The 12,665-nt window shown below is 66.2% G+C and carries 7 protein-coding genes and 2 tRNA genes; 1 reads left to right on the top strand and 8 read right to left on the bottom strand.

Annotated elements, in window-relative coordinates; genetic code table 11:
• Positions 1-183: 183 nt before the first annotated feature.
• From QME71_02525 to QME71_02500, 6 genes are all read right to left on the bottom strand, one after another.
• Positions 184-768 (bottom strand): biotin transporter BioY, encoded by a 585-nt coding sequence (locus QME71_02525; GenBank protein MDI6857171.1) that lies wholly within the window; start codon positions 766-768, stop codon positions 184-186.
• A gap of 76 nt (positions 769-844) precedes the next feature.
• Positions 845-1,552: an ABC transporter ATP-binding protein gene (locus tag QME71_02520; protein MDI6857170.1), complete on the bottom strand. Its 708-nt coding sequence runs from the start codon at positions 1,550-1,552 to the stop codon at positions 845-847.
• On the bottom strand, positions 1,545-2,318 hold the full coding sequence (locus QME71_02515) for an ABC transporter ATP-binding protein (GenBank protein ID MDI6857169.1): 774 nt from the start codon (positions 2,316-2,318) through the stop codon (positions 1,545-1,547). Before QME71_02515 ends, QME71_02520 begins: the two co-directional genes overlap by 8 nt.
• Before the next feature lie 78 nt (positions 2,319-2,396).
• A tRNA-Arg gene (locus tag QME71_02510) sits at positions 2,397-2,472 on the bottom strand.
• Between the two features lie 58 nt (positions 2,473-2,530).
• Positions 2,531-3,463: a hypothetical protein gene (locus QME71_02505; GenBank protein ID MDI6857168.1), complete on the bottom strand. Its 933-nt coding sequence runs from the start codon at positions 3,461-3,463 to the stop codon at positions 2,531-2,533.
• 72 nt (positions 3,464-3,535) lie between these two features.
• Positions 3,536-3,611: transfer RNA gene (locus tag QME71_02500), tRNA-His, on the bottom strand.
• A gap of 290 nt (positions 3,612-3,901) precedes the next feature.
• Here QME71_02500 and QME71_02495 point away from each other — a divergent pair.
• Positions 3,902-6,736 carry a glycoside hydrolase family 38 C-terminal domain-containing protein gene (locus QME71_02495; protein ID MDI6857167.1) on the top strand — a complete coding sequence of 945 codons (2,835 nt, stop codon included), beginning with the start codon at positions 3,902-3,904 and terminating at the stop codon, positions 6,734-6,736.
• A 120-nt stretch (positions 6,737-6,856) separates the two neighbouring features.
• Here QME71_02495 and QME71_02490 read toward each other — a convergent pair whose 3' ends face one another.
• Together QME71_02490 and QME71_02485 are read right to left on the bottom strand one after the other, a co-directional pair.
• Entirely contained in the window at positions 6,857-8,326 is a 1,470-nt protein-coding gene (locus tag QME71_02490) for a malic enzyme-like NAD(P)-binding protein (GenBank protein ID MDI6857166.1), read from the bottom strand.
• Positions 8,327-8,645: 319 nt separating this feature from the next.
• Positions 8,646-12,407: a hypothetical protein gene (locus QME71_02485; GenBank protein ID MDI6857165.1), complete on the bottom strand. Its 3,762-nt coding sequence runs from the start codon at positions 12,405-12,407 to the stop codon at positions 8,646-8,648.
• Positions 12,408-12,665 lie beyond the last annotated feature (258 nt).

The following is a 12,665-nucleotide window of genomic DNA, read 5'->3' as shown; positions in this document are numbered from 1 at the left end:
GGCAGAAACCGTCTCAGCCGCTGTTCTTCCTTTACCCCCCTTTCTCTTCTTAAACGAACAGTTATTTTATGATCGCTAATTCTAGTGCCTGTATTCGCGAATCGCAAGCTCTGATCAAGAAGAGTTGGCCAAAAACAGGAGGAAAAACGGAAAGAGTGGAGAGAAACTGCCCGCGTGGTTACGTCAAAGCATCCGGAACCGGCGCACCAGCGCCCAACCGGCAGGCAACGCGGAAGCAGCGGCGGCAAGTTTCAGCAGGTCGCCGGGAATGAAGGGCAGCAGGCCGGACTGGATGACGTCATCGGGGCCGACGAAGCGGGCAAGCCAAGGCAGTCCGGCGGCGTAGATGACGACGTTGCCCACGAGCAGGGGCACGACGGCCCGGAGGTCACAGTCCCACCCTCGCTCGGCGAACCAGCCGACGACGAAAGCGGCGGCGACAAACCCCAGAAGATAGCCTCCCGTAGGACCGCTGACGGCCGCCCAGCCACCGACCCAGCCGCTGAACACGGGCAACCCGAAGAGTCCGGCCCCGAGGTAGGCGAGCATGCTGGCGGCGCCCAACCGGCTCCCCAGGAGCGCTCCCGTCACGAGCACGGCGAAAGTCTGCCCGGTCAGAGGTACCGGAGTGAAAGGGAGACCGACGCGCGCCTGCGCCATCACGGCGACAAAGGCGGCGCCGCCCACGACAAGAAGCGCCTGCGCGAGCGCCGATCGGCTCGGCAGCGCGGTCAGGGCTAGAGGGCGTCTTCGGACCGCTTCCTGCATTCCAGAACCCCTATTTGTGAGCGCGGCCTACGGGCGCGTTGGCGAGCAATCTGGGGAAAGGCCCGGCGGCGTTGCGTCAGTACCCGAGATAGGAGCGGCGCACCGCCTCGTTCATGCGGAGGTTCTCGCCCGTGTCCTGAAGAACGACCCTGCCGGTCTCCAGGACGTATCCCTGCTGAGCGATCTGCAGGGCCAGGTGCGCATTCTGTTCCACCAGCAAGACGGTGATGCCGTCATTCTGGTTGAGGGTCTTGATTATGTCGAAGATGGTCTGGACGACGATCGGCGCCAGCCCCAGCGACGGCTCGTCGAGGAGGATAAGACGCGGCCGCGCCATGAGCGCCCGGCCTATGGCCACCATCTGCTGTTCACCGCCGCTGAGGGTGCCCGCCGCCTGTTTCCGTCTCTCCGCCAGCACCGGGAAGTAGGTGAACACCTTCTCCAGGTCCTGTTTCACAGCCCGGCCGCTGCGTTGCACATAGGCGCCGAGAAGGAGGTTCTCCAGAACCGTCAACTCAAAGAAGATCTGACGGCCTTCCGGCACCTGCGATATGCCGAGCTGCACTATCTTCTCGGGCGAGCTCTTCTCGATGGAGCGCCCCATGAACTGGATGGAGCCGCGGACGGGGTGCACCAGCCCCGATATCGTGCGTAGCGCCGTGCTCTTGCCCGCTCCGTTGGCTCCGAGCAGGGCGACGATCTGGCCCTCCGGCACCTCCAGCGATACCCCTCGCAGCGCCATAATCGGGCCGTAGGCGGTGTAGAGATCGGTGACCTTAAGCATGGCTGACGGTTTCCCCGAGATAGGCTTGAATGACAGCCGGGTCTCGCTGGACCTGCGCCGGCGTCCCTTCGGCTATCTTCCGCCCGAAGTCGAGAACGCAGACCCTGTCCGAGACCTCCATTACCAGCGCCATGTGGTGCTCCACCAGCAGAATGGTCACGCCGAGATCGCCGCGGATGGAGCGGATTAGCCGCCCCAAAGCCTGCATCTCTTCGTGGCTGAGACCGCTGGCGGGCTCGTCGAGGAGGACAAAACGCGGCCGCGAGACGAGGGCCCGCGCCATCTCCACCCGTTTCTGCACGGCGAACGGGAGGGAGGCGACAGGAGCATCGCGCAGCCCCTCAAAACCCAGCACCTTCAGCACGTCCTCGGCCCGCTTGAGGGCGAACTTCTCCTCCCTCCCTACCTGGGGAAGCCGGAAAAGACAGTCGAGAAGGGTGCTCTTCATGAGCACGTGCTGGCCGACGAGCAGGTTCTCGAGGACGCTCATGCTGGGAAAGAGGGCCAGGTTCTGGAAAGTGCGTGATATGCCGCAGCCGATAACCTCGTGCGGCTCCATCTTGAGGATGTCGTGCCCCTCGAAGTTGATCGAGCCGCGGCTTGGCTGGTAAATGCGGGTGATGCAGTTGAACAGCGTGGTCTTGCCGGCGCCGTTGGGCCCGATGAGACCCATGATCTCGCCCTCGTTTACGTCGAAGGAGATGCCGTCGAGGGCTACAATACCGCCGAAGTGGATCGAAAGGTCCCTTATCGAGAGCTGCGCCATACGTGGATCTCGGAAAAACCCCTTTGCAGGAAGTCTAGATCATACCAACGGGTAGGGCAACAAGCGTGGCCTGAACGGTGGTGCGCCTGGAGGGATTCGAACCCCCGACCCTCGGTTCCGAAGACCGATGCTCTTTCCGCTGAGCTACAGGCGCACGTCTCTTGCCCGGGGCCGTCTGCCGATATCTCATAGTCCACATGGTTTCCAGGCGGCTAGGGAGCAGGTGTCGGCGACGGCGAAGGCTGCTCACCCTGCGCGCCGATGCTCAAATCAAGCCGCGCCCGCGTATAGGAAGGGTCCTCCTCGAACTGGGCGACGGTGAGCCTCCCGCTCCAGGTGCCGCCGAGGGCCGTACTCTCGAAGCTGAGCGCCGTCCCGCCGGTCTGATCGGCCTGATCGGTCACCGTCCAGCCGCGAGTGGTGAGCTCCATCCTGTAGAAGTCCAGCACGTCCATCATCAGGTCCTTCGTTATGAAGGTGACCTGGAACTCGGTTGTGCTCGACGAGCGCGCCCACGCCGTCTCCGTGACGGTCATATCGGGGTACAGTGGGACTTCCGCCGGGAAACCGCGCGGCAGCGGCTTGCTGGCGGCGGGCTCGAAGGGTTTCGTCTCCGGCGTCTGACCGCCGAGGGTCTGCACCGAGAGCAGGATGGTGGAGCGGCCGTTGCCCGCATCCTGCACGATGACTCCTCCCAGGAAGGTGGCGTCGTCGATGCGCGTGAACTGGAGCGCCGCGAAGCCCTGCACGGACGTGGAGAGCACCACCTGCCAGGGGTCTTTCTCCAGCTCCTCCTCGAAGTAGAGGAGCACGGTATCGGGCGAATCGGAGGTCTCCCGCAGGACCGTGTAGCCCTTCTGTCCCTGCGTCTCGCTCACCGTCGATCCGAGGAGGGAAGAGCCGGGGTACTCGGGCAGCCCCGACGGAAGTCCCGCCGGCTCGCTGCCCAGCGTGACGTCGATCGTCGTTCCCGGCTCCTGTCCGAGCCCGAGGAAGCGCTCGACGACCGTGGCGGCGTCCTCGTCGCCTTCTCCGTCGCCGCCGCAGCCGGCGAAAGCGAAGGCAAGCGCAATCGTGAAGGCCAGAGCCAGCCCGAGGACGGGTAGCCGGCGAAGAGGGCGTGAGAAGTTCTTGTTGCTGAACAAGGGGGCCGCCTTTCCGGAATATTAAACGCAACGCGGCCAACGGGAAAGTCGGCCCCGGGCGAGCGCTTGTTTTGGGGTGGACGGAGGGATTCGAACCCTCGATCTCCAGGGCCACAACCTGGCGCCTTATCCGCTCGGCTACGCCCACCACAGAAAAATAACTCTGCAATCCCCGCCGTGGAGCCCGCGTTTCACTTCTCCACCTAGCCGGCCGCAGAGCACGTCCGCTGTTGCTCGCTACTGAGTCTATCATTCGCCTAAAGCATCGTCAACCCGGCTTTCCATCGCCGGGTCCGCAGCCGCCGGGCGGGGCGGGTCGGGGCGAGGTCTGTCCTGGCCCCGCGTTGTGGATGCTAACCGCCTGAGCCGATATGCTGCTCATGCAAATCGACAGCGCGGTGGCAGCGCTTCGAAACGTCGGAAGGGGAAGCGACGAGCATGGCTAAAGAGGCCGGGTCGGGGCGCTGGGAGACGAGACGCCGCAGCAGCCGACAATCATCGATTGCCGCTCCCGCCGCCGCCGGAACACCCGTCGGGCCGCTGTCGCCGGGCGCGAAGTGGCAGCTCGTCGTCGTCTCGCACACCCACTGGGACCGCGAATGGTATTTCCCGTTCCAGAACTTCCGCGTCCGCCTCGTCGGCCTGATGGACCATCTGCTCGACTTGCTTGAGCGCGATCCCGATTTCAAGCACTTCACGCTTGACGGGCAGACCATCCTCCTCGAAGACTATCTCGCCATACGGCCCGACCGCCGTGACAACGTGGCCCGGTTTGTGCGCGACGGCCGGCTAATTATCGGCCCCTGGTACGTCCCACCCGACGAATACCTGGCGGGCGGCGAAGCGCTCATCCGCAATCTCCTGCGGGGGATCCGCCTGGCGCGCGAGTTCGGCGGCGCGATGATGGTAGGCTACTCGCCTGACGCCTTCGGGCACATCGCTTACCTGCCGGCGCTCCTGCGCGGCTTCGGGATCGAGGACGCCGCTATCTGGCGGGGCGCCGGCGACGACCTGGAGAAGACGGAGTTTTTCTGGCAGGCACCGGACGGCAGCGAGGTGCTGACGCTCCACTTGCCGATGGGCTACGGCTTCGCCCCTCTATTGCCCGACAACGAGGTCTCGCTGGCGGCGACGCTCAAGGACTTTCGCCGGCGCCTCGAGCCGCGGGCGACCACGCCCTATCTCGTCATCATGAACGGGGTCGACCACATCATGCCGCAGCCCAACTTGCCTCGGGTCGTCGCCGTAGCCAACTCGTTCCTCGAAGACGCAGAGATGAGGCAAGGCACCCTGCCGCTGATCCTCAGCAAGGTGCGCGAGTTCATGCGCGGTCGCGAGGGAGAGTGGCCGCGGTATCGCGGCGAGTTCCGCAGCAGCCGCCGCTCGCACATTCTGCCCGGAACCCTCTCCGCGCGGATGTGGATCAAGCAGCGCAATCAACAATGCGAGGACCGACTGACGCGCTGGGCGGAGCCCTTCTCCACATGGGCGAGCCTGCTCCGCGCCCGCCTGGGCAGCGATTGGGTCGAGCCGGCCATTCCTCCCGGGCCTCACACCTACTACCCTTCCGACCTGCCTGCCACGGCCGGCCTCCTGAGGGAGGCCTGGAAGTACTTGCTGGAGAACCACGACCACGACGCGATCTGCGGCTGCAGCGTCGACGCCGTCCACCGCGAGACGGCGGCCCGCTTCGACGCCTGCGAGCAGATCGGCGAGGACCTCACCCGCCATGCGCTGGAAAGCATTGCCGCGCAGACGCCCTCGGAAGGCGGTCAGAGCGTCGTCGTCTTCAACCCGTCGGAAGAGGCGCGCACCGACTTCGTGAGCTTCCGCTGGCGGCAGCGGGACGGCCGCGAGCCCCATGCAACCGCGGACGAAGACGGCAGCGAGACGCCGTGCCAGGTCATCGAGCGGCCGCCGCGACAGTACGTGATGACGAGCGCGGAGCCGCCGCCGCGGCTGGAGGTGGGCTTCGTGGCCCGCGATGTCCCGCCCCTCGGGTACAAGACGTTCCGTCTGCTGCGCGGCGAGCGGTCGCGCAGACAGCGTCCGCCCGCGGATGTGCGTTCGATTGAGAACGAGTTCTTCAGGGTAGAGGCGGCGCGCGACGGCCTCGTCACTGTTATCGACAAGGAGAACGGCCGCGTCTTCGAGGGGCTTAACCGCTTCGTCGACGGCGGCGACCGCGGCGACGAGTACGCTTACTGGGCGCCCTCGCGCGACACGATAGTGGACGCGCCTTCCCGCGCGCCAACGATACGAGTCGCGGAGTCCGGGCCCGCTCGCTTCACACTTCAGATCGACCAGGTGTACAGCCTCCCCGTCTCGCTTGCCCGCGGGCGCGAGCGGAGGTCGGTTCGGACGGTCGGGTGCCGGATCAAGACGCTGGTAAGACTATACCCCGGCGTCCGCCGCGTCGAGTTCCGGACGGAGGTCGACAACGCCGCGCGCGACCACCGTCTGCGGGTACACTTCCCGACAGGCGTGGCTGCCGACGTCGCGGCGGCGGAGCAGCACTTCGGCGTCATCGCCCGGCCACTGGCGCTGCCGGAAGCGGACGAGACGTGGCTGGAGCAGCCGGTGGGCACGTACCCGCAGAAATCGTTCGTGGACGTGAGCGACGGCGAGCGCGGGGTGATGCTGGCGAACCGCGGCCTGCCGGAGTATGAGGTGCTGCCCGGGGCGGACGGCGCGACCATCGCCCTCACGCTGCTGCGTTGCGTCGGCTGGCTCTGCCGCGCCGACATGACGACGAGACGCGGCCTCGCTGGGCCGCCGTTCCTTCAGACGCCGGACGCCCAGTGTCCGGGGCGCCACACGTTCGACTATGCGCTCATTCCCCACATCGGAGGCTGGCAGGAGGCGCTCGCAGAGGCGCGCGGCTTCGCGCTGCCGATGCAGGCGCGGCCCGCCGCCGGACAGCGAACGCTGCCGCCGCGGGGAAGCCTGCTGGAGGTGAGCCCGTCGACAGTCCGACTCTCGGCGGTGAAGTTCGCGGAGGACGGATCGGGCGTCGTTGTGCGCCTGTACAACGTCGACGACCGGCCGGTGAGGGCGCGCGTGCGCTTCAACGAGCCCTACGAGAGGGTCGAATGCGTCACCCTCGACGAGCGTCCGTTGGGCGCGGCGCCGGTGCGGAACGGACGGGTCGAGCTGCGGCTGAAGCCGAGCGAGATCGTTAGCCTGCTCTTCCGCGTGAAGCTGTGGCGCCAGGCGCCCAGCAGCCGCCGGCGAAGTCGTTCCACAGCGGCGGGTGCGCATAGGCGACGCTGACGTTGTCGCCGTAGCATCAACGCTTATCTTCCCATTTGCCTACCGGCAGGCAGGCGGGCCCAGACCCCTGCGAGAGAGGGATACCCCCCTCTGGACTCCCCCAAATGCAGGACTGCCTGGCTAGACCGCCGGCCAGAGGTGCACCTGCTGGCTCCGACGGTGCCGCACCGCCGCACCTGTGCGATACGCGGCGTCGGCCACGGCCCGCGCCACCGCCCGCGCGACCGACCGGTTGAAGACGCTGGGAATGATGTATTCCTCGTGCAGCTCCCGGTCCGACACCGTTGAGGCTATCGCCTGCGCGGCTGCGATCTTCATCTCCTCGTTGACCGCGCTGGCGTGCGTGTCCAGCAGCCCCCGGAAGAAGCCGGGGAAGCAGAGGACGTTGTTTATCTGGTTCGGGTAGTCGGAGCGGCCGGTGGCAAAGACGCGCACGTAAGGAAGCGCCTCCTCCGGCGGTATCTCGGGGTCGGGGTTGGCCATCGCGAAAACGATGGGGTCGCGGTTCATCTTCCTGATGTCGTCGACCGTCAGCAGGCCGGGCCCCGATAGCCCGACAAAGACGTCGGCGCCCTCCATAGCATCGCTGAGGCTCCCTTTCACGCGGCGTGGGTTTGTGTTTTCCGCGTACCAGACCTTGGCCTCGTTCATGTGCTCCTTTCGCCCCTTGTAGAGCGTGCCCGCGCGGTCGACGCCGACGATGTCCCGCACGCCCATCGATTGCAGTATTCGCGTGCAGGCGACGCCCGCCGCTCCCACGCCGAGGAGCACTACCCGCAAGTCCTCGAACTTCTTCTTCACGATCTTCAGGGCGTTAATGAGTCCGGCGAGGACGACAACGGCGGTGCCGTGCTGGTCGTCGTGGAAGACGGGTATGTCAAGTTCCGCCCTAAGCCGCTCTTCGATTTCAAAGCAGCGCGGCGCGGCGATATCCTCGAGGTTGATCCCGCCGAAGCCCGGCGCTATCGCCTTGACGGCGCGCACGATCTCGTCGGTATCGTTAGTGGCGAGACAGATGGGCCAGGCGTCGACGCCGCCGAACTCCTTGAAGAGCATCGCTTTGCCCTCCATCACCGGGAGGGCAGCCTCCGGCCCGATGTCGCCGAGGCCGAGCACCGCGCTGCCGTCGGTCACAACGGCGACGCTGTTCCCTTTGATCGTCAGGCTCCAGACGGCGAGCGGCTCCTTGTGGATCGCCTGGCAGATGCGGGCGACGCCGGGCGTGTACGCGGCCGAAAGGTCGCCGCGGGTCTTGACCGGCGCCTTGTTGGCTATTTCTATTTTCCCGCCGAGGTGGAGGAGAAAGACGGGATCGGAGATGCTCCGTATGTGCACGCCCTCGACGGCTTTGATCCGCTCGATGATCTGATAGCCGTGGTCGACATCGTGGGCGGTGAACGTTATGTCACGCACCATCATATTTTGGGTCGACTGGACGATGTCGACGGCGCCGATGTCGCCTCCCGCCTCGCCGATCGCCGACGTTATTCTCCCCAGCATGCCGACCCTGTTCGGGTAGGACGCACGAACCGTTAGCGTGTAGCCCGTTCTGTGCACCCGGCCTTCGACCGCCAGCATCCGATGCGGCATACTGCTCCTCCTTTCGCTTGCATGGCCCGCTACGCCCACATTATACGATGGCCCGGCCCGAAACGGTGCGTTTTCTCAGCATTTGCCGCGCAGAATCGAGCGGCAGCGAACGGGAAGTAAACGCGAGATGAACGGAATCCAAGACAGAGGCGGGACAGGAAGAAGGAGGGCTATTTGCCCTCCTCAACCGGACGCTAAATCGGCTGCTCTTGTGGCTGCGCTCCCCCACCAGCCTGGTAGCGAGCCCCTGACGCCGCGCATTTTCCACCAGACCCGCGCCTGCGTCAAGCCCCGTCTTCCGAGCCGCTACCGAAGGAGGTCAGCGGCAGTCGCACTCCTCTGCCGGCTCAACCAGGCTCGAATTCAGGGCCGCGAGAACGGGGTCAAGCGAATTTATGGACCTGTCCTTGTTGATGTCAAAGGCCGGGCTCACCAGCATCACGGGGTCCGGCACGGGGTTCCCATCGTTGGGGTCGTCATCCTGGATTCCGAACACCCGCTGAGCGATGCGCACGTAGTCCAGCGCGTTCGCTATGCCGTCGCCGTTGACGTCGGCCACCTCTTTGTCGTCGTCGCAGCCGTCGCCATCGCTGTCTTTCACGCTCGGGGACGTCCCCCAGCCCACGACTTCAATCGCGTCGCCGATGCCGTCGCCGTCGCTGTCTTTCATGGCGTCACTGGAGCCGAAGAGGCTCTCGACGCTCGCCGACAGACAGTCACGGTCGGCGTCGACGATGCCGCTGCACGACGGTCTGCTGTTTGCGTCAAGGGGATTGCTTCCGAGGAGGACTTCCGCCCCGTCCAGCGCCTCATCGCCATCGGTGTCGCGATCGGTCGGGTGTGTGCCGGCGGCAAACTCGGCGCTGTCTTCCAACCAGTCATTGTCGCTGTCGTCATCGCAGGCGTCGCCGAGGTTGTCGGCCCAGGGGTTTGTGATGTCGTCGCCGGTGACGACCGCGCCGTTGTCGATGGCGCCGCCGTCGCTGTTTAGCTGGTCGGGATTCGGAACCAGAGGGCAGTTGTCCTCAGTCGTATCGGTGTTCACTGCCTGGTAGTCGTCCTCCGGCCTATCGCCGAAGCCGTCGCCGTCCGTGTCGGGGTTAGAGGGGCTCGTTCCCAGCGTCAGCTCCGCGCAATCGCCAAGCCCGTCGCCGTCGCTATCTGCGCCAGCGCTGACGCCGCCGACAAACTCCAGCCTGCGGACGCGATGGTTGTAGGTATCGGCGACGGCCAGGTTGCCGGCGCAATCAACCGAGACATCCATAGGCTGATTAAGCTTCGCGCCGGTCGCCGGCCCGCCGTCGCCGCCGAAGCCGGACACGCCGCTGCCGGCGACAGTGGTAATGATGCCGGACGTATCCACCTTGCGGACCCGGCTATTGCTGGCGTCGGCTATGTAGAGGTTGCCCGAGCTATCGACGGCGATGCCGAACGGGCTCCCCAGCCTCGCGGCCGTCGCCGGGCCGCCGTCCCCTGCGTAGCCGAAGACGCCTGTGCCGGCGACGGTCGAGATTGTGCCGCCGGGCGTGATCTTGCGAACGCGGTTGCCGCCCTGCTCCGTTACGTACAGGTTGCCCGCGGAGTCGAACGCCACGCCAGAGGGCAGGTTGAGAGTTGCCGCCGTCGCGGGGCCGCCGTCCCCGGTCGAGCCGGCGACGCCCGTCCCGGCGATGGTGGTGATGACGTTTGTCTTGCCGTCCACTCTGCGGACGCGGTGATTGTTCTTATCGGCGATGTAGCGGTTGCCGGCGGCGTCGAGAGCGATGTCGCTGGGGAAGTTAAGAGAGCACGTGAAGGCGTCGCCGCCGTCGCCGAGATCGTCGCGGGAGTCGCCGCCCTCGCCGTCTATCGACCCGGTGCGGATGCCGGTGCCGACCATCTGGGTGACGGAGCCGTTGGGCGCCCTGCCGAACACGGCGTGCCCGAGGTGGGCCACGATGTACAGGTTCCCCCGGCCATCGGGTGCGAGGCCGATGACTCCGTTCATGTTCTTCGCCGCCGTGGTGATTATTCCCGCGAGATCGACCTTGCGGACGCGCGCGTTGCCCGTATCGCCGATGAACGTGTAGCCGGAGGGGTCGATAAGCACGCCGGAAGGGTTCGTGAGCGATGCGTTGATGGCTAGGCCGCCGTCGCCGGAGGAGCCGGAGGACCCGCTTCCGGCGAGCGTCGTAATGCGGGCGTCGACCTCATAGGGGGCGCCTATGTTTTCCCCCGGCCCGCCGCTTACGGATATGACCCAGGAGCCGGCGAGCATGGAGCGGAGAAGGAACGCGGCGTGACCCTGTATGAGGCCTGCCGGCGGCGGCTCGGAGTCCGAAGGATCGCTCGTGGTCAGCGAGACCAGACCGGAGGCGCCCGTCGCGACGTTGTAATAGCTATCGACCGCGTAGACGTGGGCATAGAAGGCAACGTTAACCGCCTGCTTCGCGGCCGTCCCCGTGACCCCCAGCCCTTGTTCCAGCGTCCGGCCGGGCAAGATGACGATTGTCGCGACGGGGGCGGCAGGCGCAACGACGTAGTAGTCGGAAACGATGTTGGAGCCGGGGCCGCCTGTGGGCATGACCACCCAGCCGCTGACGGTGGCCGTCCGCGGCGAGATGGCGAAGGTGGCCTGTCCGTTTACGAGCGCCTGCGGGCCCGGTTCGACGTCGTGGGGATCCGACGTGCCGACGGAGACGGTGCCGACGGCGTAGGTGATGACGTTGTAGCCGTCATCGACGGCGTAGACGGTCACGTCGAAAGGTACGCCTGCCTCCTGAACGTCGGGTGAGCCCTGCACACCGCTCCCTGGGACGAGCGTCTGACCCGGGAGGACGACTATTGTCCGTGTGGCCGCCGGCGTAGAGGTCGCGGTCGGCGTTGGCGTGTCCGTCGGGGTAGGCGTCGCTGTGTCGGTGGGCGTCGGCGTATCCGTGTCCGTGGGAGTAGGCGTCGGCGTATCCGTGTCCGTGGGCGTGGGCGTCGGCGTGTCGGTGTCCGTGGGCGTAGGCGTCGGCGTATCCGTGTCCGTGGGAGTCGGCGTCGGCGTGTCCGTGTCCGTGGGAGTAGGCGTCGGCGTATCGGTGTCCGTGGGAGTAGGCGTCGGCGTGTCGGTGTCCGTGGGAGTAGGCGTCGGCGTATCGGTGTCGAAAGGCGTTGCCGTAGGCGTGTCAGTCGGCGCGGGCAAAGGGGTATCTGTCGGTGTGGGCGTGTCCGTGGGAGTTGGAAGGGGTGTGTCGGTCGGTGTGGGTGTAGGTGTGTCGGTAGGCGTGGGCGTCGGCAGAGGCGTATCCGTCGGCGTCGGCGTCGGCAGAGGCGTATCCGTCGGCGTCGGCGTCGGCAGAGGCGTATCGGTGGCGGTCGGCTCGGGAGTCTCGGTGTCCGTAGGCAGCGGTGTCGCGGTGTCGGTGGCGGTCGGCGACGCGGTGTCGGTGGCGGTCGGCGACGCGGTGTCTGTTGAGGTGGGCGTGGCCGTATCAGTGTCGGTCGGGGTGGGAGCTTCCTCGTAGTAGATTTTGACCGCCGCCCAGTCGAGATAGTAATCGCGCTCCTCACAGTACGTTCCGGAGCACGCGCAGGTGACGCGGACGCGGAAGTTCGAGTCGCTCAACTCGTCGAGGCTCCAGGCGCGGCCCCACAAGTCCTCGGGGCCGCCCAGGGTGACGCTGCGCTCGGTCGTGCTCTCGACGGCGTCCTCCTTTGCGGCGGTCCAGCTCGCGCCGCCGTCCCACGACAGGTCGACCTGCAGACTCGCGGCGTCGACATCGGAATCGATCCACCAATCGAGGCGGACCTCGATGCCCTTCACAGTTGCGCCCTGAGGGAGGGCAACCCCGTAGCCGGAGAAGCGGTGCTGGTCGCCGGGGCCGTCGACGTTCGAGGCGTAGAGGAGGTCGTCGCTGAAGGCGTCGCCCGCGTTCAGCTCGAAGCCGTCGCCGTCGCCGCCGAGATCAGCGGATTCGAGCGCGGGGCTGAGCAGGCCGGTGTCGAGCACGGCCGCCGACAAATGGTTTCGCGAGGTGAGAGAAGATAGGGGAATGACGAGCGCGAGCAGCAGCGCCAGAATGACGGTCAGGCCGGCCAGGCGATGAGCCGCCAAGTGCCACCTCCTATCCGCCGCCTCCCTGCGGTGATCCCGCCGCTCCCGTCTCTGGGCTTTCCAGAGGCGGCTCCCCCTGTCGGCGTTTCCGGCTCAACTCCAACCGACCGGCATGAGCCGGCCTGCCGGTGCTTTGTTGAGAGTATGGGACTTGATTCCGCCACCAGCCCCAGCTTGCGGAACTATAACAGCTTTACTGCTTATTATCAAGTTTTCAAACGCGGCCGCATAGCCGAACGTTACGCTGTCGCGCGCCGG

The sequence above is a fragment of the Dehalococcoidia bacterium genome, from assembly GCA_030018455.1.
Classification (GTDB): domain Bacteria; phylum Chloroflexota; class Dehalococcoidia; order DSTF01; family JALHUB01; genus JASEFU01.
Note: the sequence above shows the minus strand (reverse complement) of the source record. Positions and strands in the feature narration are given on the sequence as shown.

Bases quoted from the DNA above. Each gene is read 5' to 3' on its own strand.
- QME71_02495 (MDI6857167.1), top strand. From the start codon at position 3,902: ATGGCTAAAGAGGCCGGGTCGGGGCGCTGGGAGACGAGACGCCGCAGC.
- QME71_02525 (MDI6857171.1), bottom strand. From the start codon at position 768: ATGCAGGAAGCGGTCCGAAGACGCCCTCTAGCCCTGACCGCGCTGCCG.
- QME71_02490 (MDI6857166.1), bottom strand. From the start codon at position 8,326: ATGCCGCATCGGATGCTGGCGGTCGAAGGCCGGGTGCACAGAACGGGC.
- QME71_02515 (MDI6857169.1), bottom strand. From the start codon at position 2,318: ATGGCGCAGCTCTCGATAAGGGACCTTTCGATCCACTTCGGCGGTATT.
- QME71_02520 (MDI6857170.1), bottom strand. From the start codon at position 1,552: ATGCTTAAGGTCACCGATCTCTACACCGCCTACGGCCCGATTATGGCG.